Below are 25,028 nucleotides of genomic sequence, written 5' to 3' on the forward strand. Positions count from 1 at the left end.
AAAGAGAAACACCCATGAGCCTGATCCGGCTGCAAGACGTCAGCGTGCGCTTCGACAACACCCAGATTCTCCGGGAGGCGTTCTTCCGCCTCGAGGCCGGCGACCGCGTGGGCCTGATCGGCAAGAACGGCTCCGGCAAGACAACCATCCTCAAACTGGTCCTCGACCAGGTGGCACCGGATACCGGCACGGTCACCCTGGAACTGGGCACCAAGGTGGGCTACTTCTCCCAGTTCTCGGAACTCAACGGGGACGCGACTATTCTCGAAGTGCTCGATGCCCTGTTTGCGGAGATCAAGGCCGTCGAGGCCGAACTCGCCGCCATCGACGCCTCCATCGCAGCCGGTCCCGCCGACGCCGAACTCGACCGTCTCATCAGCCGCCAGGCGGAGCTCTTCGAGGACATGGAACGGCTCGACGGCTGGGACTACCCCCGGCGCATCGACACCGTCCTCACCACCCTGGGCTTCGACGAGGCCCACCGCCGCTGCGCGATCGACGAGCTGTCCGGCGGCTGGCGCAACCGTGCGGCCCTGGCCAAGATCCTGCTCGAAGGCCCGGACGTGCTGCTGCTCGACGAGCCCACCAACTTCCTGGACGTCGCCGGCGTCGAATGGCTCGAAAGCTGGTTCCGGGACTTCAAGGGCGCCGCGATCATCGTCTCGCACGACCGGAAATTCCTCGATGCGGTCGTCACCCGGATCATCGAGGTGGAGAACTTCCACCTGCACGAATACCCGGGCAACTTCGGCGAATACGTGGTGCAGAAACAGTTCCGACTCAAGACCCTTGAACAGCAGTTTGTGCACGAATCCGAGCTCCTGGCCTTCGAAGCCGAAGGCATCGCCGACCGCCGCGAAGCGGCCAAGGCGGCCAGCCGCGGGCTGGGGAACCAGCTGGCCAAGATCAAGAAGTCCCGCACGCCGCGGCCCGTGGACCAGATCGTCACGGAGATCTACGGCGGCCTGCACGTCAAGGACGTCCTCTGCCGGGTGGAGGGGCTGGGGAAGTCCTACGGGGAAAAGCTGCTGTTCGACGATCTGAGCTTCGAGATCCGCCGGGGGAACCGGATTGTGGTCCTGGGCGCCAACGGCAGCGGCAAGTCCACGCTCCTGAAGGTGCTGACCGGCGAAGAGCAGGCCGACTCCGGGGAAGTGGCCTGGGCCAAGGGTCCCGGCTTTGTCTCCTACAACCAGATGCTCGAGGACCTCGACGACGCCGACACGGTGTCCCACGCAGTCAACGCGCTGCCGGACAGCCTGGCGTTCAGCGCCACGAAGAAGTCCGTCAACCGGTTCCTGGCGATGTTCCAGTTCTCCGAGGCGGACCTCAAGCAGAAGATCGGGAACCTTTCCGGCGGCCAGAAGGCGCGCGTCGCCATGGCGCAGTGCCTCCTCTCCGGCGCCTCGGTGCTGCTGCTGGACGAGCCGACCAACCACCTGGACATGTCCAGCACCCAGGTCATGGAACGCGCGCTGGTGCACTTCCCCGGAGCCGTCGTGGTGGTCAGCCACGACCGGTTCTTCAGCGAAAAAATCGCCAACCGCCATCTGGTGTTCGGCGCTGACGGCGCCGAACCCGGTGAAATCGACGTCCGCGTCGCTTAGGCGCTGACCAGCCCGGGCCGGCGACGGCGGGGTGCAGCGGAAGCCCTCCGGCAGATGCCGCTGCCCGGAGTCTGCCCGGGCCGCCCTTGCCGCGGGATAATGGCACTATGGCCGAACAGGATCAGGACCGCGACCCGTGGGATGAGTTCGACAGGCTCACACCGGCCGGACCGGACCGGGTGGAGGGCTACCCCGGGGGTGAACCAGTGGGCTTCGGCTTCCGCACGGGAGTCCGCAGCGCGAAGGTGGCCATCGGCTTCGCCGTTTATGCCCTGACCCTGGGAACCGTCCTGGTGGTGGTCGGCGCCGTCGTCTTCGTCGGCCAAAGCCAGTGGCTGTTGCTCGGGCTCATGGTACTGATCGAGGCGGTGTTCATCCTGGCCTTCAGCCGGCTGGTCGCGCAGGCACGGCGGCGCCGCTGACAGTCCCGACTCTGCCAGCTCCGACGCTGTCGGGCCCCGCTATTTCCGGTGCCGGGAGCTTAGCGCCAGATAGGCCCCCAAGGCGCCGACGCCGCCGATCCCGGCGGTGAAGAGCGTCTTGGACCAGTTCTTCCAGCGGTCCGGCTGGACGGACACCAGCTCCCCGACGGCATTGATCAGGGCGGCGGTGATGAGCCCGGCGACGATCCGGTTCCCGGTCTTCTCCGCCTTGTCCATGAGCCGGTCCAGCTCATCGGCCCGGAAATGGATGTCGATGCCGCCGCGCTCCAGGACCTCCACCACCCGGCGCAGGATGTCCGGCGCGTCCGTCCCGAAGCGCAGGGCTTCCCGGCCGAGCTTCTTGAGCCGCTCCGCGAGGGCCTCGGGGGACAACGAGCCGAGGATGATCTTCTGCGTGAAGGGGCCCAGCTGGGTGGTCAGCTCGAATCCGGGATCCAGCTGTTTGCCCAGGCCGTCCGCCATCACCAGCATCTTCAGCAGAAGCGCTGTTTCCCGGGGCAGACGCAGCCGGTAGTGGCGCAGCAGCGCCGCCAGTTCCGACAGGACCGCCACGATCGGAATCTCCGCCAGCGGCCGTCCGGCGTAGCGGTCCACGAGCCGGCCCACATCTGACTGCAGTCCGCCAAAGCCGCCGTTGGCCTGCGCCCCGCACATGCGGACCAGGGCCGTGGTCAGCCGGGCGGCATCCTGTTCCACGATGGCCAGTAGCATCCGGACCAGCTGATCGCGCGTGGCGTCGCTGATGTGCCCAACCATGCCGAAGTCAATGATGCCAAGACGCCCGTCTTCTTCCACGAAGAAATTCCCGGGATGCGGGTCGGCGTGGAAGAAGCCGTCCTCGAAGACCATCTTCAGCAGGATGCTGCAGGCCTGCCGGGCCAGCTCCCCGGCCTCGATGCCCGCCTCCCGCAGTGCGGCGGCGTCGTTGACCTTGATGCCGCGGATACGCTCCAGCGTGAGGACCCGCGATGTGGTGGTGTCCCAGAAGACCCGGGGGATGTGGACGCGGCCGTCGCCCGCGAAGTTTGCGGCGAAGTGCTCCGCGTTCCTGGCCTCCTGCAGGTAGTCCAGTTCCGCCCGCAGGGTCTGGGAGAACTCGTCCACGAGGGCCTCCAGATGGAGGCCGGCAGCCCTTGTGGAGGCACGCTCGGCCCGTTTGGCCAGCTCGGCCATGATCTCCAGATCCTCATTGATCTGGGCCACGACGCCGGGCCGGCGGACCTTGACCACGACGTCGATGAGTCGGCCGCCGCCGGCTGTGGCGCCGGACGCGCCGGAGCCCTCAGCCTCCGCGTCCAGCGCGATCCGGCCGCAGTGGACCTGGCCGATGGAACCCGTGGCGAGGGGAGTGTCATCCAGCGAATCGAGCAACCGGCCCGCCGCGGTGCCGAGCTCCTCGGCGATGACGGCGCGGACCTCGGCGGCAGCGATGGGAGGGGAGGCGTCCTGGAGTTTCGCGAGCTCCGTGGCGTACTCCGGCGGAAGCACATCCGTGCGCGTCGACACGATCTGGCCGAACTTGATGTAGACGGCGCCGAGGTCCTCCAGGGCGAGCCGGACGCGCACGGGCAGGCTCGCCCCCCGTGGCGGACGACGGGACAGCTCCGGCGTCCCCGTCGCGGGCCGCAGCCTGTCCAGCCCAAGGTTACCCAGCGCAAAGCCCAGTCCGTGCCTCGTCAGGGTCTCCACGATGTCCCGGAACCGGTCCCGCCGCGCGCTCATGACGCCAGACTACACGCGGGTCCGCCGGCCGGTCCCGCCGGCTACAGCCAGCCCTTCCTCTTGAAGATGCCGTACATCAGGGCGGCGGTGCCGGCCATCAGCCCGATTGCCATCGGGTAGCCGAACGTCCACTGCAGTTCGGGCATCCGGTCAAAGTTCATGCCGTAGACGCCTGCGACAAAGGACGGGGCGAAGAAGATGGCCGCCCAGGACGAGATCTTCTTGACCTGCTCGTTCTGCTCGGCGCTGGCCTCGTTCTGCCGGTTGGCCGTCAGCGTGCCGTCGAGGGTGAGGGCGTTCTGCAGGAGGTCCCGGAAGGAATCGGCACGGGAGATCAGCCGCTCCACATGGTCTTCGACGTCGCGGAGGCTGTGCTGGAGCTCGGACGTCACCTCATACTTTTCGAAGCCGCGCCGGAGCCGCTCCATCATGGCCGGGAGCGGATGGATGGCGCGCTGGAACTGGATGACCTCCCGGGCCAGCTCGTAGATCCGCCGGGAGACGGTGGAGTCGCCGCTGAACAGCTGGTCCTCGATCTCGTCGATGTCGTTCTCCAGCCCCGCAACGACCGGGACGTAGTCGTCCACCACCTGGTCCATGAGGGCGTAGAGCACAGCCTCCGGGCCGTGGCACAGCAGGTCGGGGCGCTTCTCCAGTTTCCGCCGCACCTGCGCCACCCCGCCGGTCTCCGCGTGCCGGACGGTGACGACGAAGTTCCTGCCGGTGAACACGTGGAGTTCGCCGAATTCCACGGTTTCTGATGCGTCCAGGTACCGCGCGGGCCGCAGCACGGTGAAGAGGTTGTCGTCATAGCGTTCCAGTTTGGGGCGCTGGTGGGCGGAAATCGCGTCTTCCACGGCGAGCCTGTGCAGCCCGAACTCCGCGGCGACCGCGGCCATTTCGGCTTCCGTCGGCCGGTAAAGGCCGACCCACGCCATCCCGCCGCTCCGGTTCAGGGTCTCAAAGGTCTGCTCGAGGCTCTGCGGCTCGGCGCTGCGGACGCCGTCAACGTAGACGGCGTTATCGATGATAGTCACGGGCCCATTATCCTGTCTTCGGCGCCCGCGGCTGCGCGGGGCCGGCCAGCGAGCCGCTTTGGGCCAGCCGGCTGATCAGCGGCTCGGTGCGGTACTGGATGTGGGTGTGCAGGGCGAGGACGGTCTCGGTCCGGATCACGCCCTTGATCCGGAGGATGGAGCGCAGGGCTGCCTGCAGGTTGTGCGTGTCGGTGGCCACCACCCGGCACCACACATCGCCGCGGCCGGAGATCTCGTGGACTTCCAGGACCTGGGCGATCAGGCGCAGGGCGCCCACCACGCCGTCGAGTTCCCGGTGGTTGACCTCGATCGTGACGAAGGCAACGACGTCGTAGCCCACCGCTTCCAGATCGATCTCACGGCCGCCGTCGTGCAGCAAGCCGGAACGCTGCATGCGCCGGACCCGGGACTGGGCCGTGTTGCGTGCAATGCCCAGCGTTTCGCTGAGCTCCCCGATCTGGACCCGGGGATCCCGGATCAGTTCCAGCAGGATTTTCAGGTCCGTGGGGTCAAGACTGTTCAAATCATCACTCCCGTTCATTCGCGCGGCGTTCGATTGACTGTTTTGATCAATTTTGGCATGAAAATAAGCTGCGAGGATCAGCAATGACGCATTCTTTAAGCACCAAATCATCACGGGCTGGCGGTTCCCCCATCACAGGGAACACGCGGCCCGCTTCCACGCAAGGGCACGGACATGACGGTCTTCAGCGAGCTTCGCATGCGTCCCGCCACAGCAGAACGCTGGGGATGGGACGCCTCCACCACGGCCCGGCTGGTGATGGCCGGCACCGTGATTTTCACGCTGCTGGTCGGCGCGAATCTCGCCACGCCGATTTACCCGCTGCTGCAGGCCAAACTCGGCATCACCGCCCTTGATGTCACGGTGGCCTTTTCCGCTTATGTCCTGGCGCTGGTGGCCACCCTGATCCTGGCCGGCCACTGGTCCGACCACATCGGCCGCCGGGCGGCCCTCGTGCTCGCGGTGCTCGTGGGCCTCGCCGGGGGTTCCGTGTTTGCCACGGCGGACAGCCTGTCCGCGCTGTGTGCGGGACGGGCCCTGCAGGGCGTTGCCGTGGCGCTCGCCACCGGCGCCAGTTCGGCGGCCCTGCGCGAGCTGCTGCCCAGCCGTCCCGAGTGGGCGTCAAGGTTCACACTGCTGGCGTCCGCCGGGGGTGTGGCGGCCGGCCCGGCGATCGGGGGAGTGCTTTCGCTGCTGCCCGGACCCACGTCCACGCCGTACTACCTGCATTCCCTGGTCCTGGCCGCGCTGCTGGTTCCCTTGCACCTGCTCAAGGCCCGGCCGGCCATCACCTCGGTCGCAGGCCAGCAGCCGCTGCGTGTGCTGGCGCCCCGCCGGCCATCGGTGTCCAGCGAGGCACGCGGTGCCTTTTGGCTGGCGTCCTCGGTGGGGTTCCTCAGCTTCACCGTCTTCGGCTTCTGCCTCTCCCTGGCACCCAGCTATTTCGCCCAGATCGTCCACGCCGATTCGCGGCCGCTGATCGGCCTGCTGGCGGGACTGACCCTCGGGTCCTCCGCGCTCAGCCAGCTTCTCGCCGTGCGGGGACGTTTCGTCGTGCCGGTCGGACTGGGCCTGCTGGCCGTGTCGGTGCTGCTGATCGCCGCGGCTGCTTCCTGGAGCAGCCCCTGGCTGCTGATCCTCGCAAGCATCACCGCCGGCATCGGACAGGGTGTGTCCTTCCGGACCGTCTTCAACGACGTCGCCGGAAAGGTCGAGGCCTCACGCCACGCCCAGATCATCAGCACCGTCTATGTCATCACCTACCTCGGCAGTGCCATTCCCGTGATCGGGCTGGGGCTCGCCGCCGGGGTCGTTGGCCTGCAGGCGGCGGTGGCCGGCTTCGTCGTGCTCTGCTCGATCGCGGCCGTCACCCTCGCGGCCATCACCCTTCGCGGGGCGTTGCGCCGCGCCTGAGCGCACGGCGGCCTACTGTGCCGGCCGGTGCAGCCCCTAATCCGGCAGCGGGCCGAGGTTTCCCTGGATGTGGTCGAACACGAGGGTGGTTTCGGTGTGGCCCACCACCGGGTCGGTGGCGAGGTTGTCCAGCACCCAGTCCCGCAGGTCCTCGGTGGTGGCGACGGCGATGTGCAGCAGGTAGTCCACCGAACCCGAAGTGTGGAAGGTGGAGAGCACGGCGGGCAGCTTCGGAACCCGGGCCGTGAAGCGGTCGATCTGCTCGCGGTCGTGGGCACGGAGCCGGACGGCGATGAGGGCCTGCACGGAGCGGCCGATCGCGGACAGGCTCAGCTTCGCCTCGAAGCCCTCGATGATCCCCCGCTCGGAGAGCGCCCTGGTGCGCATCAGGGCCGTGGACGGCGCGATGCCCACCAGCTCGGCCAGCTGCTTGTTGGAGATCCGTGCGTCGGCCACGAGGGCCGCGAGCAGGCGCTCGTCGATAGCGTCCAGCGGCTCGCCGGCACCCGCTCCCGGCCGAAGATTCTTCGCACTGCTACTCACGGGTCCTCCTTGGTGTGTTGTCTGTTCATCATAAACGGCGCATTCCGACACTTCCATTCGCGACCCCTGTAAAACTCCGAATTATTGCCAGATACTTGCGGAATTCAACGGTGAATATTCATAAGGAGCAAGGGTGCTTTCTCAAGACTCGCTGGCTGTCCACGCCGGCCGGAACGGCCTCACTGAACTGGGCGTGCACGCGGTACCGATCGATCTTTCCACCACAGCGCCGCTTCCTTCCGTGCACGACGGCGGCATGGCCTATGAACACATGGCCACAGGTGGCGTCCACGTGGATGGCCAGAGCACTGTCTACCAGCGGCTCTGGAATCCCACCGTTGCACGCTTCGAGGAGGGTGTCGCCGTCCTTGAGGACACCCCGGAGGCCGTGGCGTTCGCCACCGGCATGGCGGCGCTCACCGCGGTGCTGCTCGCCGTCGTCGCCACCGGAAAGAAGCACGTGGTCGCCGTCCGGCCGCTGTACGGCGGAAGCGACTACCTGCTGGCCTCGGGAGTGCTCGGCAACGACGTCACCTTCACAACGCCGGAGGGTGTCCACGCCGCGCTCCGGACCGACACCGGACTCGTGATCCTCGAAACGCCGGCCAACCCGAGCCTTGAGCTCGTCGACATCGCCCGCGTGGCCGCGGCGGCGGACGGCGTCCCGCTCCTGGTCGACAACACTTTCGCCAGCCCGATCCTCCAGCGGCCCTTCCGGCACGGCGCCGCCATGGTCCTGCACAGCGCCACGAAGTTCCTCGGCGGACACGGTGACGCCATGGGCGGCGTGGTGGCCGCAGCCCCCGAGTGGACCACGCGGCTGCGCCAGATCCGGGCCGTGACCGGCGGCATCCTGACACCCTGGCCGGCCTACCTGCTCCACCGCGGCCTCGCGACGCTCCCGGTCCGGGTGCGCGCCCAGCAGGCCAGCGCCCAGAAGGTCGCCCTCGCCCTGGCCGGGCACGGGCTCGTCCGGAGGGTCTTCTACCCGGGGCTGCCCGAGTGCGATCCGCAGCGGCTGATCGGGACCCAGATGGCCGGCCCCGGCTCTCTGCTTGCCTTTGAGCTGAGCAGTGCCGAGCACGCCGAACGGATCCCCGGTGCGGTGGCCATGATCACGCATGCGGTCTCGCTCGGCGGGATCGACACCCTGATCCAGCACCCTGCCGGGCTGACGCACCGGCCGGTCGCCGCCGAGGCCAAGCCGCATGCCAGCCTGCTGCGCGTGTCGGTGGGCCTGGAGGACGCGGCCGATGTCGTGGCGGACCTCGTGCAGGCCATCGAAGCTACCCGCTAGCGCCGGCCGGTGCCTTGGCCGCGGGCCAGCGCCTGACCCGCGGGCCGGCCGGATGCACGACGGCGGTAATCACCGCCGTCGTGCACGCCAGCCCGATCACACTCAGCGCCAGGGCCGTCCAGCCCAGCGATTGGAAGACCAGCCCGCCGGCCCAGCCGATGACGCTGGACCCGAGGTAGTAGGCGAGGTTGTAGAGCGAGGCCGCCTGTGCGCGGCCGGTTGTTGCGATCACCCCGGTCCAGCCTGCGCCGATGCTGTGCGCCGCGAAGAATCCGCCGGTGAACAGCAGCAGGCCTGCCAGGATGAGCGCCAGCAGCTGGGTGAGCGTCAGGGCCAGGCCCGCCACCATCAGCACCGTTCCGGCCAGCAGCACCGTGCGCCGGCCAAACCGTGCAGTCAGCCCGCCGGCCCAGCGGGAGGAGACCGTCCCGGAGAGGTAGGCCAGGAAGATCAGGCTGATGATGGTGGCCGGGAGGCTGAACGGTTCCCCGGAAAGCCGGAAGCCCAGGTAGTTGTAGACGGCCACAAAGCCGCCCATCAGCAGGAACGCCTGAAGGTAGAGGGCCAGCAGCCGCGGGTTCCGGCTGTGGCCCGCCAGCGTCCGGAACGCGCCGCGGAAACCGCTGGCCGCGGCCGCCGTGAAGCCCCGCGCCTGCGGCACCAGGACCAGGAACAGGACGGCGGCCGCGGCGGCCAGGACTGAGACGGCCAGGGCCGCAGCCCGCCACCCCCAGAGTTCGCCGGCAAAGCCGGCCACCAGCCGGCCGGCGAGTCCACCCAGGGTGGTCCCGGCGACGTAGGTGCCGGCCGCCAGTGCGGCGTGGGCCTTGTTGACCTCTTCATTGAGGTAAGCGATGGCGATGGCGGGGATGCCGCCCAGTGCCATGCCTTCGAGCATCCGCAGGCCCAGCAGCATCGGGAAGCTGGAGGCGAGCGGCACCAGCAGGCCCAGGACGGTCGCCGCCGAGATGCCCCACACCATGGCCCGGACGCGTCCGATGCGGTCGGCCAGGAAGGACCACGGAAGCACCGTCACGGCCAGCCCCACAGTGGCCAGCGAGATCGTGAGTGCCGCCTCGGCCGCCGTGACCTGCAGCTCCGCCGCTATCATCGGCAGCACCGCCTGGGTGGAATACAGCTGGGCGAAGGTGGCGACGCCGGCGAACGCCAGCCCGGCGAGAATTTTCTGGTAGGCCGCGGACCCCTTGGCATGCCCCTCCCACGCGGGAACCCCGGCGTCGACCGCAGGGGCGGCACCGGGGGCGGCGGAAGCGCCGGGTGTCCCGGGGGTGGCGGGGAGCTGGCGGAGCGGGTGGCGGGACATCCCTCCAGAGTAGGCTTCCGGAAGACATGCTTCCAATGCATGATTCTCATAGAATCAATAGCAAATACGGAACCATCTGGAGCGTGGGACATGGACGTGGAGCACAAACAGCTGGTCCAGCTGCTGCCGCTGTTGCCCCTGCTGGCCGAGCTCGGGCGCACCCAGCACATCACCGCGACCGCCGACGTGCTGGGTCTGCCCCAGTCGACGGTCAGCCGGGGCATCGCGCGGGCCAGCAGCATCATCGGGACGGACCTGCTGATCCGTGACGGCCGCGGCGTTCGGCTCACTCCCGCGGCCAAGGCGCTCCTCCCGCACATCGAGGCCGCGCTGGGCGGGTTCCAGGCCGGACTGGACCTGGTCCGGCACGAGTCGGAGGTGGTGCGCGGCCGGATCGCGGTGTCTTTCCAGCACACTTTCGGCGAGGCGATGCTGCCGCTGCTGATCAGTGCCTTCCGCAGCCGGCATCCCCAGCCGGCCTTTGACCTCAGCCAGGGTGCGCGGGACGGCTGCCTGGCTGAACTGGCTGCCGGGGACGCGGACCTGGCACTGACCGCCCCCCTCGCGGCGCCGAGCCGGCTGATCTCCTCGGCAGCCCTGTACCGGGAACCGCTGCGGCTCGTCGTCCACCACCGGCACCCGCTCGCCGGGCGCCGTCGTGCCCGCCTCGCGGAGATCCGGCAGGATCCGTTCGTGGCGATGGGCCCCGGCTACGGGATGCGCTCGCTGACCGACGCCCTCTTCCGGGAGGCGGGCTTCCGGCCCCGGATCGCCTTCGAGAGCCAGGACACCCACACGGCGAGGGGGCTCGTCTCGGCAGGTCTGGGCGTGAGCATCCTCCCGCCTGGCGGCCCCGGCCGCCACCTGCCGGCCCAGTCAGGGGACCTCGGGTGGGTGGAGATCGCGCTGGAGTCCGGCCTCGCGTTCCGGGAGATCGGCCTGGCCTGGCGGGAACGGCGTGGGGGAGCGGACGCCGAACCGGACCCGGTGCGGCTGTTCCGGGAGCTGGTGCTCAGCGACGGCCCGGCACTCCTGGCCGGTTTTGTCCGCGGGCGCTCGGGTACCTGAGCCGGCCGATGGTGCCGGTTCGCCGGAGGAGTGCGGACACACAGGGAGCTTCCAGCGGGTCCGCACCGTTCCATCGACTTCGGGGGAGCGGCAGGCAGGCGGTCAGCCCAGCAGCCGGGCCACGACGTCGGCCACGGGACCCGCCTGCGCCTGCCGCCAGCCAGTGCCCGCCCACAGGTTGAGCCGCTCGGCATCCCCGGCTGCGGCTGCTGCCGCCCGCAGCGGAGCCGTGAGGTGGTGCACGGCGGGATAGGCCTCCGGCGCGTCGGGGTGGTCCCGCACGAACTCATTGACCAGCGCCCGGGCCGGCCTCCCGGTGAAGGCCCTCGTCAGCTGGGTCTGGGTGAAATGCGCGCTGGCGAGGGCGTCCTTGTGCAGCTGCCGGGCGCCGCTCTCGTCCGTGCGGAGGAACGCAGTGCCCAGCTGGGCGGCCTGTGCCCCCGCGGCCAGGACCTCCTCCAGCCCCGCCCGGTCCATCACGCCGCCGGCAGCAAGCAGCGCGAGCCCGACGGCGGTCCGCACCTTGGCGACCAGCTCCGCCGTCGGCCCTGGCTGGCCGCCGTCGTGGCTGCCGTCGTGCCCGGTGTCGGACCCGGCGGGGCGCGGCTGGAAGGCCGCGCTGTGGCCGCCGGCGCTCCCGTGCTGCACCACCAGCGCATCCACGCCCTGTCCGGCAGCTTCCAGCGCCTCGGCAACCGTCGTCACGGTGGCGAGCACTGCGGAGCCCGCCCGCTGCAGCGCACGCACAACACCGGTACCGGGGAGCCCGAACGCAAAACTGACGAGTTCCACCGGATCGGCGATCAGCGCTTCGACCTTGCCCTGCCAGTGGTCGTCGTCGTCGAGCCGCAGCGGCGGAACCGTCACGCCGAACCGCAGGGCATCCACACGCAGCCGGCTGCGGTAGTCCTCGAGCTGCGCCCGCACCTCCGCGGACGGCGGCAGCTGGGCGGGGTCGGGAACAAAGACATTCATGCCGAACCGTGCCCCGGAGGCGCGGGCGCTGCGGATCTCCGCCTGCATGGCCTCCATGCTCTTGTATCCGGCGGCCAGGAAGCCCAGGCCGCCGGCGTCATGCACGGCTTTTACGAAGGCCGGAGTGGAGGTCCCGCCGGCCATCGGGGCGGCGATGATGCGGGTACCAAAGATGTCATGCGGCATTGCTCACTCCTGGAAAGGATTCAGTAGGCTGTTCCGGTGACTCATTCTGACATCCCTCCGTCGGCGGACCCCGGTTCCCCGGCCGCTCCCGCCACCGGCGCAGTGATCGGCCTCGACATCGGCGGGACCAAGACGCGCGGCGTCCGCTTCGAAGACGGCAAAGCCGTGGCCGACGAATCTGTGGGCAGCTCCAACGTCCAGAACGTCAGCCGTGAGGAGGCGGCCCGCAACCTCGCCGGGCTCTTTGCCCGGATCGGGGGTGGAGAGGTTTCCCAGGTCTACGCGGGCGCCGGCGGCATCGATACGGACGACGACGCGGCAGCCCTCGCCGCGCTGATCGCGCCGCATGTGCCGAGCGCCCGCATCACCGTAGTCCACGACTCGAGGCTCCTGCTGGCTGCTGGCGGCGCAAGCACCGGCGTCGCCGTCATCGGCGGAACGGGCTCGGCCGCCTGGGGCAGGAACAGCAGCGGCGAGGAGGCCCGCGCCGGCGGCTGGGGCTACCTGCTGGGCGACGAAGGCAGCGGGTACTGGCTGGGCCGCGAGGCAGTGCGCCACAGCCTGCGCCGGATGAACCAGGGGCTGGAACCGGACGAACTCACAACGGCACTGCTGGCCTCCTGCGGCGTGGATGACCCCAACAAGCTGATCGCGCTCTTCCATTCACCGCAGACCGGGCGCCGGTACTGGGCCGAACGGGCCCGGCTCGTGGTCGACGCTGCCGCCGCCGGGCACGCCGCCAGCCAGGAACTCGTGGACCAGGCCGGACGGGACCTGGCAGCCCTCGCAGAGCAGACGGTCCGGCAGCTCGGCATCGACGGCCCGGTGATCCTGGGCAGCGGACTGGGCATGAACGTCCCGCGCCTGCAGGAATCCTTCCGCACAGCCCTGGCCGCCGTGGGGATCACCGACGTCCGGGTCCTGGACCGGGATCCCGTCTTTGGTGTGCTCCAGCTCGTGGCCGAGCAGGGCTGATCAGGCCCGGCGGACTCCGACGCCGGCGGGCTACTACGCTGGAACAATGAGCCTGAACTTCGACACCCGCCCCGCCGCATACGCGGTCATCATCCGCGACGGCGCCATCCTCCTGGCGTACTGGAAGCAGGGCGGCAAGGAGGGCTGGACCCTGCCGGGCGGCGGCCTTGACCTGGCCGAGCACCCTGTCGACGGCTGCCGCCGGGAGATCTACGAGGAAACCGGATACCACGCGGAGGTCGGCGCCATGCTGGGGATCGACGTCGGGCACTGGCCCGCGGAGATCCGGATCGACGGCGGCGAACGGGACTTCCAGTCCCTCCGGCTCGTCTACGAGGCGACCATTACCGGCGGGGACCTGCGGCACGAAGTGGACGGCAGCACTACCCACGCGGCCTGGATCCCGCTGGCGGACGTCGCGGGGCTCAACAAGGTCTCGCTCGTCGACGCCGCGCTCCGGCTCCACCGCGAGCGGCCGCTGAACGGCAAACTATCCTGACCGTTTCCTAGCCAGGCCCCGGGGCATCCGGCTATCCTAAAAACCGGCAGAATCGCCGATCGCGGGAACAGGGAGGTGGAGACGATGACTGCAACAGTCCGGTGCGCGCTGCGCGCCACCATCAGCCACTCCACCATTCCCGCCCCGGCCTTCAGCACCCACTAGCCTTACTGCTGCCCGGTTCAAGAGAACCCGCAGCGCGGCACGTGCACCGGGGCCCATCAAAGGGTTTTCGTTGACTACTCCATCTGCACGTCCCGGCGCCTCGGGCGCCGCCCACCCCATCCCCACCGATCTTCCCGCCGGACCGGCAGGGTTCGGCTTCACGGCCGCCGTCGCCGAACACTTCGCGGCCCACCCCGTGCCAGGCGGCACCGGCGCGGGCCGGGTCATCCGCGTGGACCGGAACCTGGTCCTTGTCGCCACACACGACACGACCCTCCGTTTGCCCTATCCCGGCACCGGGGAACTGCCCGCCACCGGGGACTGGGTCTGGTTGGGATCCAATACCGCCAGGGAGCCTGCCATCGCGAAGATCCTGCCCCGGCACTCGGAACTGAGCCGCAAGCGCGCGTTCGAGGCCTCCTCGGAGGCGCAGGTGCTGGGCGCCAACATGGACATCGTCGGCGTCGTGGTGCCCGTGGACCGGCCGCTCACCCACAACCGGCTCGAACGCACCCTCGTCGCGGCCTGGGACTCCGGCGCCACCCCGCTCGTCATCATCACCAAAGCGGACCTTGCCGACGTCGCGGACGACGTCGTTGGCGAGGTCATGCTCCAGGCCGCCGGCGTCGCAGTGGTCACCACCTCCGCGGAACAGCGCGACGGCCTCGATGAACTGCTGGGCCACCTCCCGCCCGGCGGCACCCTCGTGCTGCTGGGGCCCTCGGGAGCCGGAAAATCCACACTCATCAACGCCCTCGCCGGTGCCGAAGTCCAGGAAACCGGGGCAGTCCGGTCCGGCGACGGCAAGGGCAAGCACACCACCACCGCCCGCGAACTGGTCCCCCTGCCGGGCGGTGCCGTGCTGATGGACACCCCGGGGGTGCGCGGTTTCGGGCTGTTCGACGCCGACGGCGGGATGACGGAGATGTTCGGCGATCTCGAGGAACTCTTCGGGCAATGCCGGTTCTCCGACTGCGCCCACGGCAGCGAGCCCGGCTGCGCCGTGCGGGCCGCCCTCGCGGACGGTTCCCTCGAGGACCGCCGCTGGGCGAGCTACCTGAAGCTCCAACGTGAACTCGCGGCCCTGGCACGGCGGCACGATTCTGCGGCCAGCCGCGCCTACGCCCGGGAGTGGCACCAGCAGGTTTCGGCTGCCGGCAAGAGCCAGCGGTCGGCGGAAAGGGACAGCCACGAGGCGGCCGAAAACCGGGGCGCGAAGCGCGGCCGGAAGGGCCGGGGCGGGCCCGACCGAATGGGCGCGCAGTGACCCCGCGATTGCCTGTGTAGCACCTCAATGGCGGTGGATGGGTGCTGCCGGAAAAACTTCTCCGGCGCGGCACCCATCCTTCGCCGCCTGTCCTACGAACCACTACGTCAGCCCCGGTGCCCTTGTTCAGGTCCCTGACTTTGCCAGCCGCGCTGGCTAGGCTGTGTTCTACCGTCTTTACAGCCAAAAATCAGCATGCATATGATCAGTTGGCTGGACCGCCCGATGTTGCCGCCAACAGAAAAGGTAAGCCCGGAAATGGCTGAAGCCATGATCGAGTTCCAGAACGTCACCAAGCAGTACCAGGGCGGCCAGGCCGCCGTCGACGGCCTGACCATGTCCATCGACCAAGGCGCCATCACGGTCTTCGTCGGGCCCTCGGGGTGCGGCAAGACCACCTCGCTGCGAATGATCAACCGCATGGTCGAGCCGACGTCAGGGACCATCACCGTTGGCGGCCAGGACGTCACCTCAGTGCCCGCGGCGAAGCTGCGCCGCTCCATGGGCTACGTGATGCAGTCCTCCGGGCTGATGCCGCACCGTTCCGTGCTGGACAACATCGCCACCGTGCCCCGGCTCAACGGCGTGTCCAAGGCCGAGGCGCGCAAGCGCGCACAGGAACTGCTCGACGTCGTCGGGCTGGCGTCCGCGCTCGGCAAGCGCTACCCCTCCCAGCTGTCCGGCGGACAGCAGCAGCGCGTCGGGGTGGCGCGGGCGCTCGCCGCCGACCCTCCCGTGCTGCTCATGGATGAACCCTTCAGCGCCGTGGACCCTGTGGTCCGCGACGAACTGCAGCAGGAACTCCTCAGGCTCCAGCGCGACCTCGCCAAGACCATCGTCTTCGTCACCCACGATATTGACGAGGCCACCATGCTGGGGGACAAGGTCGCTGTATTCGGCCTCGGCGGCAAACTGGCGCAATACGCCACTCCGGAGGAAATCCTCCGCGCCCCGGCCAACGACTTCGTGGCATCCTTCGTGGGCCGGGACCGCGGCTTCCGGCACTTGGGCTTCAGCCCGTCCGACGGCGTTACCGTGCACCCTGCCCGGACGGTCACCCCCGGAGAACTCGAGACCGGCGGCAACGCCTCCGGCGACTGGGAACTGGTGGTCGACGACAGCCTGCGTCCCCTCGGCTGGTCCGGTCCGGTCAAGGGTGCCGGCACGGTTCCCGGCGGATCCCTCTTCCGGAAGGGCGACACGCTCCGCCGCGCCCTCGACGCGGCGCTGTCATCGCCGTCCGGACTCGGCGTCGCGGTGGACGCGGACGGCCGGGTGGCCGGCGTCATCACCGCCGAAGAAGTCCTCGCCGTGATCGAATCCGACCGCCACGTCCGCCAGGGCGCGCTCTGATGGACTGGTTCCTGGCCAACAGCGCGCAGGTCTTCAGCCTCGCCGGCCAGCACCTCGTCCTGGCCATCCTGCCGATGGTGTTCGGAGTGCTGATTGCCGTCCCCCTGGCCCAGTTCGCCCGGCAGAACCGCGCGCTCCGGTCCGCGGTCCTGACCGGTTCCTCGCTGCTCTACACCATCCCGTCCCTGGCGCTTTTCATCATCCTGCCGACAGTCCTCGGAACCCGGATCCTGGATCCGGTCAACGTCGTCGTGGCCCTGACCATCTACGCCGTGGCCCTGCTCGTGCGCGCCACCCTGGACGCCTTTGACTCGGTGGACGAGGACCTCCGGCAGGCCGCCGTCGCCATGGGATTCAAACCCTTCGCCCGTTTCCTGCAGATCGACCTGCCGCTGTCCCTGCCGGTGCTGTTCGCCGGACTGCGGGTTGTCTCCGTCAGCAACATCTCGCTGGTCAGCGTCGCGGCCCTGCTCGGCATCGGCAACCTCGGAATGCTCTTCACCTCGGGCCTGCAGCGCGACTTCGTCACCGAGGTGGTGGTAGGCATCATCGCCATCCTCATCCTTGCCCTGCTGATGGACGCGGTCCTCGTCCTGCTCGAACGGCTGCTGACGCCCTGGACCCGCGCCGCGGCCGCCACGGGCGCCAGCGCCGATTCCGGCAGCGTTTCCGACGACGGACGCGGCAAGGCGGGCACCGCTGCCGCAGCGCTGCGGTTCGCGCGGCCCAAGACCGGAGGGGGGAACGCATGAGCAACGTCGTCACCGACACCTTCGCGTGGCTCGGCGATCCGGAGCACTGGTCCGGCAGCGCCGGAATCCCCGCGCGGCTGGCAGAGCACCTGCTCTACACCGGCCTGGTCATGCTGATCGCCACCGCCATTGCCGTGCCCATCGGCCTGTACGTCGGACACACCGGGCGCGGGCGGGTCGCCGCCGTGGCCGTCGCCGGCGCCCTCCGTGCCCTGCCGACCCTTGGCCTGCTGACGCTCTTCGTCCTGCTGGCCGGCATCGGCCTCATGCCGCCGATCTGGGCCCTCGTGATCCTGACGGTACCTCCGCTGCTCGCAGGCACTTACGCCGGCATCTCCAGCGTGGACCGCAACGTCGTCGACGCCGCGCGGGCCATGGGCATGACGGAGATCCAGGTGCTCTTCCGCGCCGAATTCCCCAACGCGCTGCCTGTCATGTACGGCGGGTTCCGGACCGGCGTGCTCCAGGCCATCGCCACCGTCTCGGTGGTGGCGTACATCAACCTGGGCGGCCTCGGCCGGTACCTTTTCGACGGCCTCGTGCTGTCCGACTTCCCCCAGATGCTGGGCGGATCCCTGCTCATCGCCGGGCTGGCCATCGCCGTCGACCTTGTCCTCGCCCTCATCCAGAGGCTCTTCCTGTCCCAGGGGGCCTCTTCACAGCCAAACCGGAGCCAGCAGGCTGCGGTTGATCTCACAGACCCCGTACCCGCGGGGACTGTTGTTCAAGGAGGTACGTCATGAAGGAAACCCGCCAACGAGCACTCGGCAGGCGCGCATTCGGCGGCCTGGCCGCCGGCGTCGGCCTGGCCATGGCATTGTCCGCCTGCGGAGGCTCGTCCAATCCGCTCTCGTCAGCCCCCGCGACGGGCGGGGCCGCGTCCGGTTCGGGCTCGGCCCTCGTGATCGGTTCCGCCGATTTCCCCGAGAGCCAGATCATCGCCGAGGTCTACGCCGGTGCGCTCAACGGCGCCGGCGTCACGGCGAGCACCAAGCCGAACATCGGTTCCCGCGAGGTCTACTTCAAGGCCGTCCAGGACGGATCGGTGGACGTCATCCCCGACTACAGCGGCAACCTGCTGCTGCACGTCAGCAAGGACGCCACAGAGGTCTCGGCCGCAGACATCTACAAGGCACTCCCGGGCAAGCTGCCCGAGGGACTGGCCGTGCTGGAGCCCTCCAAGGCCGAGGACAAGGACGCCATGGTGGTCACGAAAGCCACCGCGGAGAAGTACCAGCTGAAGTCGATCGAAGACCTCGCCAAGGTCTGCAGCGAAATTGTTGTGGGCGCCCCGGCGACCTTCGCCGAACGCGCCTACGGGCTGCCGGGCCTGGCGAAGAACTACAACTGCGTACCCAAGAAGCTGGAGCCGTTCAGCGACGGCGGCGGAGCCGTTACGCTCAAGGCCCTCCTCTCGGACCAGGTCCAGGTGGCCGACATCTACACCACCACCCCGTCCATCGCGGACAACGACCTGGTGGTGCTTGAGGACCCGAAGAACAACTTCATCGCCCAGCAGGTCCTGCCGCTGTACAACAAGGCCAAGATGACGGACAAGGCGAAGGAAGCCCTGAACGCCGTCTCCAAGACCCTCACCACCGAGGATCTGATCAACCTCAACCGGGCAGTCAGTGGCAGCCAGAAGCAGAACCCGAAGGACGCTGCGGCTGCCTGGCTCAAAGACAAGGGCATCGTCAAGTAAGCGTCGCATCCGGGCCTTTCTGACCAACGACGGCGGCTGCCGGCTCCTCCGGTCCACGGGGAGCCCGGCAGCCGCCGTCGTTCGTTTCCTGCCTGTGACGGCCGGACACCCCCTGTGAGTCAGATCTCAGCGGAAGTACATCCTCCATATGGCATATTTGATGGATGGCAGAATTCAAGCAGTCCACCAAGCTTCATAATGTCCTTTACGACATCCGTGGACCGATTCTTCAGGCCGCCCAGCAGATGGAGGCGGAGGGTCATCGCATCCTCAAACTGAACATCGGGAACCCGGCCCCCTTTGGGTTTGAAGCGCCGGACGCGATCCTGGTGGACATGATCCGCCACCTGCCGCATGCCCAGGGCTACAGCGATTCCCGAGGCATCTTCTCGGCCCGGACGGCCGTTTCGCAGTACTACCAGACCCGCGGGATCCAGAACATCCACGTCGATGACATCTATCTGGGCAATGGCGTCAGCGAACTCATCACGATGTCCCTGATGGCGCTGCTCGATGACGGCGACGAGGTCCTGATCCCCACCCCGGACTACCCGTTGTGGACCGCCTCCGTTGCCCTTGCCGGCGGCCGGCCCGTGCACTACCTGTGCGATGAGGACTCGGGCTGGCAGCCGGACCTGGCGGACCTCGAAGCCAAGATCACGCCGCGCACCAAGGGCATTGTGGTGATCAATCCGAACAACCCCACCGGCGCGGTGTACCCGGAAGACACCCTCAAGAAGATCGTCGCCCTGGCCGAGAAGCACGGCATCGTCCTCTTCGCCGACGAGATTTACGAGAAGATCCTCTACGAGGACGCGGTCCACGTGAACATGGCCAGCCTGACCGGCGACGACGTCCTGTGCCTGACGTTCAGCGGCCTGTCCAAGGCCTACCGCGTGTGCGGCTACCGGGCAGGGTGGATGGCCATTTCCGGGCCGAAGAAGGACGCCGCGGACTACCTCGAGGGCATCAACCTGCTCGCGAACATGCGCCTGTGCGCGAACGTCCCGGCGCAGCACGCGATCCAGACGGCGCTCGGCGGGTACCAGAGCATCAACGACCTGATCCTGCCGGGCGGGCGCCTGCTCGAGCAGCGGAACAAGGCCTACGACATGCTCAATGCCATTCCCGGTGTCAGCACCCAGCAGGCCCGGGGTGCGATGTACCTCTTCCCGAAGCTCGATCCCGAGGTCTACCGCATCCGCGACGACGAGAAGTTCGTCCTGGACCTGCTGCGCGAGCAGAAGATCCTCGTTTCCCACGGCAGGGCCTTCAACTGGGTCCGCCCGGACCACTTCCGGATGGTCACGCTGCCGCTGGTCAAGGACCTTGAAGAGGCCATCAACCGCATGGCGGACTTCCTGAGCCGGTACAAGGGGAACTAGCCTGAGCTCAGCAGCGCGGCACGGGCGGTTGTCCGGCGGTCCGAACGGAGGCTGCCCGAACCGGAAAGAGGCTTGCAATGGCAGACGTCGTGAGATTCAAGGAGCACCCCTCTGACACCCTGAAGGTGGGCAAGGGCTTTCACCTGTTGGCCGCGGACCCGGACTCCACTCCGGGCTACCCGGGGGACAAGAACGACGGCGAAGTGCTGCTCGCCGATCTGGATGACAACCTCGCCCTGCTCCAGGAACAGCTGTTCGCCGAATCGCGCTTCGGCGGCACCAAGCGCATCCTGCTGATCCTCCAGGCGATGGACACGGCCGGGAAAGGCGGGATCGTGACGCACGTCATGGGCGCCATGAATCCGCATGGCGTCCAGATGAAGTCGTTCAAGGCACCCACCCCGGAAGAGAAGTCCTACGACTTCCTGTGGCGGATCGAGAAGGAAGTGCCGGCCGCCGGCATGGTGGGCGTCTTTGACCGGTCACACTACGAGGACGTCCTGATCCACCGCGTCCACCGCTGGGCGGATCCGAAAGAACTCGAACGCCGCTACAACGCGATCAACGAATTCGAGGCCCGGCAGGCGGCCGCCGGCACCAAGATCGTCAAGGTCATGCTCCACATCAGCCGGGACGAGCAGAAGCAGCGGCTCCTCGCACGGCTGGATGAGCCCGCAAAGCTCTGGAAATACAGCAGCAATGACCTGAAGGAGCGCGCGTTCTGGAGCGACTACATGGACGCCTACCAGAAGGCATTCGAGAAGACGGGCACCGACGTCGCCCCGTGGCATGTGGTCCCGGCCAACAAGAAGTGGTATGCGCGGATCGCCGTCCAGCAGCTCCTGCTCGACGCGCTGGAAGGGCTCAAACTGGAGTGGCCGGTTCCGGACCTGGACGTCGCGATGGAACGGGAACTGGTCGAGCGCTCCTGACCGGCCGGCGCCGGACGGCTAGCCGTCCTGGGATGCCTGGTCGCGCGCCGCGGCCAGGCGTTTCCGGGCACCCTCGAGCCACAGTTCGCAGCGCTTGGCCAGCGCCTCGCCGCGTTCCCACAGCGCCAGCGACTCCTCAAGGCTCGCCCCGCCAGCTTCGAGCCTGCTGACGACGCCGACGAGCTGCTCGCGGGCGTCCTCGTAGCTCAGACCCTCGATGTCGGCGTTGGGCTTTGTTTCTGCTGCCATGGCGTGTTGCTCCTTGGTGTTTCCGGGTGTTCGGGTGGGATAGGCGGGCCGTGGGGGCCCGGCCGGGACTTGTTCTGCAGGCTCAGTCGTCCGCCGGTTCCTGGCCTCCGGTCGACTCCGCGGTGAACCGGCCTCCGGCCACACGGACGGCCAGCTGGGTGCCGGGCGGGGCCTGGTCGGGGTGGCGCACCACGTCCCGGCGGGTGCCTGGAGCCGAGCCGCCATCGGCCAGCTGCACCACGGCATACCCCCGGTCCAGGGTCTTTTGCGGCGAGAGTGCACGGACCTGGGCCTTGAGGTGGACCAATTGGTCGGCGGCCCGGACGACGGCGGTGGTGACAGCAGCCTGCGAGCGGCCCTTGAGCCGTTCGACGTCGTCGTGCCGGATGCTGACCATGACCTCGGGGGAGGCGAGCACGGGACGGGAGCGCAGCGAGGCCAGGCGGTCCGTTTCACGCTCCACGAGCCGTGTGACGTCCCGCCGGAGCTGGTCACGTGCCTGACGCACGCGCGCGAGCTCCTCGACAACGTCCGGGACGATCCGTTTGGCGGCGTCAGTCGGCGTGGAGGCGCGCAGATCCGCGACATCGTCAAGGATGGGCCGGTCCGCCTCGTGGCCGATCGCGCTCACCACCGGAGTGGAAGCGGCCGACACCGCCCGGATGAGTTCCTCATTGCTGAACGGCAGCAGATCCTCGAGGGCACCGCCGCCGCGGGCGATGACGATCACATCCACCTCCGGGTGCGCGTCCAGCTCGCGCAGCGCGGCAATGACCTGCGCGACGGCGGTGTTGCCCTGGACGGCCACCTCCCGGATTTCGAATTCGACGGCGGGCCAGCGCAGGGCCGCGTTGCGCAGCACATCCTTCTTGGCGTCCGAGTCGCGGCCGGTGATCAGGCCGATCCGGTGGGGGAGCAGGGGCAGCCGCTTCTTCCGGGCGTCGGAAAACAGCCCCTCCGCGGCCAGGGCATGGCGCAGCCGCTCGATCCGGGCGAGCAGGTCTCCCAGGCCCACCGGCCGAATGTCCTTCACGGACATGTTCAGCCGGCCCGTCTTGAGCCAGAATTCGGCCTTGAGCAGGGCCACAACCCGGGAGCCGCGTTCCAGCGGGATGTCCTGCCGGTCCAGCACATTGGTCCAGACGGAGGCGGGAAGGGAGATCTCGGCGTCGACGTCACGCAGCGTCAGGTAGGCGTTGGTCCCGCGCCGGTTCAGCTCGATGACCTGGCCTTCGACCCAGGCGGACGGTGCACGGTCGATGTGCATCTTGAGTTTCTGGGACAGCAGCTGCAGCGGCCAGGGGTTGTCCGGACTGGTGTCCGCCGCCGTGGCCGGAACCGTCGTGGCTGCCACAACGTCCTCAGACATGCCGGTACCCCGGAGCGGAGATGGCCTGGTGCATATGGTTGGTGTCCTTTGCCGGGGCGGTGCTGCCGGCAGGTGCCCACCCCTTGCGATTGCGCGTCAGGAGGGGCGACCGGCAGACAACTCGAACTTGTCGGTTTCAACTCTATCCATAGCTCTATCACCGGGGGCCGACTTTATTGTCCGGCTTCATCGATCGGCGGAGGCCCCCGTAGGATGGCACTACCCATCAACCTGCTAGGAATCCTTGTGCGCACTTTTGTCTCGGCCGTAGCGGTCCTCATCGGCCTCGTCCTGGCGGCAGCCGCTGTTCCGGCCATGTGGGTGGACCGGAACATCGTCCAGGAGGACGGTTTCGTGGCGTTCACCGCGCCGCTGGGCAAGGACCCGGTGTTCCAGCAGCGCCTGGCTGCGGCCGCCGTGGGAAGTCTCGGCGCGGAGCGGATCCCGGAAGCGCTCAGCGGACTGGTCACGCCGATCCTGGAGAGCGCGGCCCGGTCCCTGACGAGCATGCCCGGCTACCCCGATGCCTGGACCGAAACCCTGCGCAAAAGCCACCGGCTGAATTTCGCGGACCCCAAGACCCTGCCTGCCGGGGCCCAGGGTGTTTCCTCGGTGACCCTGGACCTGGCACCCCTCGTCGCCCTGGTGACGAAGCAGGTGGCGGAAGCCACTACCCTCCCGCTTCAAGCCCCGGACCAGCTGCTGATCACCATCGGACAGCCCGAGCACCGGCAGATCCTCGACCGGGTGTCCGCCTTCGCACCGATTGGCTACGCGCTGGCCATCGGCGCGCTCATCGCCTTCGCTTTGGCGTTCGTGGCCGCCCGGCGGCGCGGGACCGTCGTTGCCGGCATCGGACTCGGAACCCTCGTGCTCGCCGGCGTCTGGAAGCTTGCTGCCGACGCCGTCGGGGGTACGGTGACGCGGACGAGCAGCGGCAATGAAGTCGCGGAGATCTTCAAGAGCGAATTCGTGGCTGCCGCAAGCTCAAGTTTCGGGCAGTGGATCCTGGTGGCCGCCGTGGCCGGCGGCGTCCTGCTGGTGGTCGGACTTGTACTGCGCGCGGCCGGCGGCCGCGGCGCGCCTCAACCCCTGCCACAACAGCTGCCCAGTCAACACCGGTAGCATTGGGGCATGACCTCCACCGCTGTTTCCATTCCGATGCCAACCGTTCCGCGCCGGCGGCGCACGCCGGAAGAAGTGCTGGCGGCAGCCCCCGTGGCCGGCCCGAAACGGGTCCTGCTCGCGGCCCCGCGCGGCTACTGCGCCGGCGTCGACCGTGCGGTCATTGCGGTGGAAAAAGCCCTCGAGCACTACGGTCCGCCGGTCTACGTCCGCAAGCAGATTGTCCACAACGTGCATGTCGTCAGCTCCCTGGAGGAAAAGGGCGCCATCTTCGTTGACGAGACCGACGAGGTCCCCGAGGGTTCCCTGGTGATCTTCTCCGCCCACGGTGTCTCACCCGCCGTGGTCCAGTCCGCCGAGGACCGGGGGCTGCGGACCATCGACGCGACCTGCCCGCTCGTGACCAAGGTGCACAAAGAGGCCGTCCGCTTCGCGAAGGACGACTTCGACATCCTGCTCATCGGCCATGACGGCCATGAGGAAGTCGAAGGAACCGCTGGCGAGGCCCCCGAGCACATCCAGATCATTAACGGCCCGCACGAGGTCGACAAGGTTACGGTCCGGGATCCCGAAAAGGTCATCTGGTTGTCCCAGACCACGCTCAGCGTTGACGAAACCATGGAAACGGTCCGGCTGCTGAAGGAACGGTTCCCCACCCTCCAGGATCCGCCCAGCGACGACATCTGCTACGCGACCACCAACCGCCAGGTGGCCATCAAGAAGATCTCACCGCAGGCCGACCTGGTGATTGTGGTCGGATCGGCCAACTCATCAAACTCGGTCCGGCTCGTGGAAGTGGCCCTGGAGTACGGCGCGAAAGCCTCCTACCGCGTGGACTTCGCCAATGAGGTCGACGAATCCTGGTTCGAAGGCGTGGCCACGGTTGGTGTGACCTCGGGTGCGTCGGTCCCGGAAGTCCTGGTCAAGGACGTCCTGCGGCTGCTGGCCGACTACGGCTACGGCTCTGTCGAGGAAGTGGTCACCGCCGAGGAGGATCTGCTCTTCTCGCTGCCGAAGGAACTGCGCGCCACACTGAAGCGGGCCGGCGATGTGACCCGCGCCCTTGGGGGCCGCGGGACACGCGCCGCCCAGACCTCGTAGGCGCACTCCGCAGCGC

The 25,028-nt window shown here is 68.4% G+C and carries 24 protein-coding genes; 16 read left to right on the top strand and 8 right to left on the bottom strand.

Annotated features, from left to right (window positions below; all coding sequences use genetic code 11):
* Nucleotides 1-14 precede the first annotated feature (14 nt).
* Complete coding sequence (locus tag GXK59_RS03650) at nucleotides 15-1,607, top strand: ABC-F family ATP-binding cassette domain-containing protein (RefSeq protein WP_160664453.1); 1,593 nt, start codon at nucleotides 15-17, stop codon at nucleotides 1,605-1,607.
* 107 nt (nucleotides 1,608-1,714) lie between these two features.
* Nucleotides 1,715-2,029: a hypothetical protein gene (locus GXK59_RS03655; protein WP_160664455.1), complete on the top strand. Its 315-nt coding sequence runs from the start codon at nucleotides 1,715-1,717 to the stop codon at nucleotides 2,027-2,029.
* A 39-nt stretch (nucleotides 2,030-2,068) separates the two neighbouring features.
* Here GXK59_RS03655 and GXK59_RS03660 read toward each other — a convergent pair whose 3' ends face one another.
* From GXK59_RS03660 to GXK59_RS03670, 3 genes are read right to left on the bottom strand one after another with little or no spacing between them, the layout of a single operon-like run.
* Nucleotides 2,069-3,772: an ABC1 kinase family protein gene (locus GXK59_RS03660; protein WP_160664457.1), complete on the bottom strand. Its 1,704-nt coding sequence runs from the start codon at nucleotides 3,770-3,772 to the stop codon at nucleotides 2,069-2,071.
* A 41-nt stretch (nucleotides 3,773-3,813) separates the two neighbouring features.
* Nucleotides 3,814-4,809, bottom strand: a complete 996-nt coding sequence (gene corA, locus GXK59_RS03665; protein ID WP_160664459.1) for a magnesium/cobalt transporter CorA — start codon at nucleotides 4,807-4,809, stop codon at nucleotides 3,814-3,816.
* Between the two features lie 7 nt (nucleotides 4,810-4,816).
* Nucleotides 4,817-5,350: an Lrp/AsnC family transcriptional regulator gene (locus GXK59_RS03670; protein ID WP_160664461.1), complete on the bottom strand. Its 534-nt coding sequence runs from the start codon at nucleotides 5,348-5,350 to the stop codon at nucleotides 4,817-4,819.
* 156 nt (nucleotides 5,351-5,506) lie between these two features.
* On the opposite strand from GXK59_RS03670, the gene GXK59_RS03675 reads away from it, so the two are divergent.
* Entirely contained in the window at nucleotides 5,507-6,745 is a 1,239-nt protein-coding gene (locus GXK59_RS03675; protein ID WP_160664463.1) for an MFS transporter, read from the top strand.
* Between the two features lie 36 nt (nucleotides 6,746-6,781).
* Here GXK59_RS03675 and GXK59_RS03680 read toward each other — a convergent pair whose 3' ends face one another.
* Nucleotides 6,782-7,288: an Lrp/AsnC family transcriptional regulator gene (locus GXK59_RS03680; protein WP_024368405.1), complete on the bottom strand. Its 507-nt coding sequence runs from the start codon at nucleotides 7,286-7,288 to the stop codon at nucleotides 6,782-6,784.
* 133 nt (nucleotides 7,289-7,421) lie between these two features.
* Here GXK59_RS03680 and GXK59_RS03685 point away from each other — a divergent pair, with 133 nt between their 5' ends.
* Nucleotides 7,422-8,585 (top strand): trans-sulfuration enzyme family protein, encoded by a 1,164-nt coding sequence (locus GXK59_RS03685; RefSeq protein ID WP_237393776.1) that lies wholly within the window; start codon nucleotides 7,422-7,424, stop codon nucleotides 8,583-8,585.
* Here the strand turns inward: GXK59_RS03685 and GXK59_RS03690 are convergent.
* Nucleotides 8,575-9,909 carry an MFS transporter gene (locus GXK59_RS03690; protein ID WP_160664465.1) on the bottom strand — a complete coding sequence of 445 codons (1,335 nt, stop codon included), beginning with the start codon at nucleotides 9,907-9,909 and terminating at the stop codon, nucleotides 8,575-8,577. The two genes, GXK59_RS03685 and GXK59_RS03690, sit on opposite strands and share 11 nt — an antisense overlap.
* Before the next feature lie 90 nt (nucleotides 9,910-9,999).
* Here GXK59_RS03690 and GXK59_RS03695 point away from each other — a divergent pair, with 90 nt between their 5' ends.
* Nucleotides 10,000-10,977: a LysR family transcriptional regulator gene (locus tag GXK59_RS03695; protein WP_160664467.1), complete on the top strand. Its 978-nt coding sequence runs from the start codon at nucleotides 10,000-10,002 to the stop codon at nucleotides 10,975-10,977.
* A gap of 102 nt (nucleotides 10,978-11,079) precedes the next feature.
* Here GXK59_RS03695 and GXK59_RS03700 read toward each other — a convergent pair whose 3' ends face one another.
* Entirely contained in the window at nucleotides 11,080-12,138 is a 1,059-nt protein-coding gene (locus GXK59_RS03700) for a nitronate monooxygenase (protein WP_160664469.1), read from the bottom strand.
* 36 nt (nucleotides 12,139-12,174) lie between these two features.
* Here GXK59_RS03700 and GXK59_RS03705 point away from each other — a divergent pair, with 36 nt between their 5' ends.
* The 9 genes from GXK59_RS03705 (at nucleotide 12,175) to GXK59_RS03745 (ending at nucleotide 21,168) form a co-directional block, all read left to right on the top strand.
* The gene (locus GXK59_RS03705) at nucleotides 12,175-13,113 is read left to right on the top strand and encodes an N-acetylglucosamine kinase (protein WP_443094256.1); all 939 of its coding nucleotides are present in this window, start codon (nucleotides 12,175-12,177) and stop codon (nucleotides 13,111-13,113) included.
* A gap of 46 nt (nucleotides 13,114-13,159) precedes the next feature.
* A complete protein-coding gene (locus GXK59_RS03710; protein ID WP_160664471.1) occupies nucleotides 13,160-13,612 on the top strand; it encodes an NUDIX hydrolase in 453 nt (150 codons plus the stop codon).
* A 283-nt stretch (nucleotides 13,613-13,895) separates the two neighbouring features.
* The gene (rsgA, locus tag GXK59_RS03715; RefSeq protein ID WP_160668970.1) at nucleotides 13,896-15,044 is read left to right on the top strand and encodes a ribosome small subunit-dependent GTPase A; all 1,149 of its coding nucleotides are present in this window, start codon (nucleotides 13,896-13,898) and stop codon (nucleotides 15,042-15,044) included.
* A 258-nt stretch (nucleotides 15,045-15,302) separates the two neighbouring features.
* The gene (locus tag GXK59_RS03720; RefSeq protein ID WP_160664473.1) at nucleotides 15,303-16,397 is read left to right on the top strand and encodes an ABC transporter ATP-binding protein; all 1,095 of its coding nucleotides are present in this window, start codon (nucleotides 15,303-15,305) and stop codon (nucleotides 16,395-16,397) included.
* The gene (locus tag GXK59_RS03725) at nucleotides 16,397-17,149 is read left to right on the top strand and encodes an ABC transporter permease (protein WP_160664475.1); all 753 of its coding nucleotides are present in this window, start codon (nucleotides 16,397-16,399) and stop codon (nucleotides 17,147-17,149) included. Before GXK59_RS03720 ends, GXK59_RS03725 begins: the two co-directional genes overlap by 1 nt.
* Nucleotides 17,146-17,892: an ABC transporter permease gene (locus GXK59_RS03730; RefSeq protein WP_160664477.1), complete on the top strand. Its 747-nt coding sequence runs from the start codon at nucleotides 17,146-17,148 to the stop codon at nucleotides 17,890-17,892. Before GXK59_RS03725 ends, GXK59_RS03730 begins: the two co-directional genes overlap by 4 nt.
* Complete coding sequence (locus GXK59_RS03735; protein WP_160664479.1) at nucleotides 17,889-18,851, top strand: ABC transporter substrate-binding protein; 963 nt, start codon at nucleotides 17,889-17,891, stop codon at nucleotides 18,849-18,851. Before GXK59_RS03730 ends, GXK59_RS03735 begins: the two co-directional genes overlap by 4 nt.
* 164 nt (nucleotides 18,852-19,015) lie before the next feature.
* On the top strand, nucleotides 19,016-20,236 hold the full coding sequence (locus GXK59_RS03740) for a pyridoxal phosphate-dependent aminotransferase (protein WP_024368418.1): 1,221 nt from the start codon (nucleotides 19,016-19,018) through the stop codon (nucleotides 20,234-20,236).
* A 77-nt stretch (nucleotides 20,237-20,313) separates the two neighbouring features.
* Nucleotides 20,314-21,168 (top strand): PPK2 family polyphosphate kinase, encoded by an 855-nt coding sequence (locus GXK59_RS03745; protein WP_160664481.1) that lies wholly within the window; start codon nucleotides 20,314-20,316, stop codon nucleotides 21,166-21,168.
* Nucleotides 21,169-21,186: 18 nt separating this feature from the next.
* On the opposite strand, the gene GXK59_RS03750 is transcribed toward GXK59_RS03745, so the two are convergent.
* Together GXK59_RS03750 and xseA are read right to left on the bottom strand one after the other, a co-directional pair.
* Nucleotides 21,187-21,417, bottom strand: coding sequence for an exodeoxyribonuclease VII small subunit (locus GXK59_RS03750; RefSeq protein WP_160664483.1), 231 nt, complete (start codon nucleotides 21,415-21,417; stop codon nucleotides 21,187-21,189).
* 82 nt (nucleotides 21,418-21,499) lie between these two features.
* Nucleotides 21,500-22,786, bottom strand: coding sequence for an exodeoxyribonuclease VII large subunit (xseA, locus tag GXK59_RS03755; RefSeq protein ID WP_160664485.1), 1,287 nt, complete (start codon nucleotides 22,784-22,786; stop codon nucleotides 21,500-21,502).
* Between the two features lie 246 nt (nucleotides 22,787-23,032).
* Here xseA and GXK59_RS03760 point away from each other — a divergent pair, with 246 nt between their 5' ends.
* A complete protein-coding gene (locus GXK59_RS03760; RefSeq protein ID WP_160664487.1) occupies nucleotides 23,033-23,911 on the top strand; it encodes a hypothetical protein in 879 nt (292 codons plus the stop codon).
* Between the two features lie 9 nt (nucleotides 23,912-23,920).
* Nucleotides 23,921-25,012, top strand: coding sequence for a 4-hydroxy-3-methylbut-2-enyl diphosphate reductase (locus GXK59_RS03765; protein WP_160664489.1), 1,092 nt, complete (start codon nucleotides 23,921-23,923; stop codon nucleotides 25,010-25,012).
* The last annotated feature ends 16 nt before the right edge of the window (nucleotides 25,013-25,028 follow it).

Origin of the sequence: Pseudarthrobacter sp. ATCC 49987, assembly GCF_009928425.1 — a bacterium.
Taxonomy (GTDB): domain Bacteria; phylum Actinomycetota; class Actinomycetes; order Actinomycetales; family Micrococcaceae; genus Arthrobacter.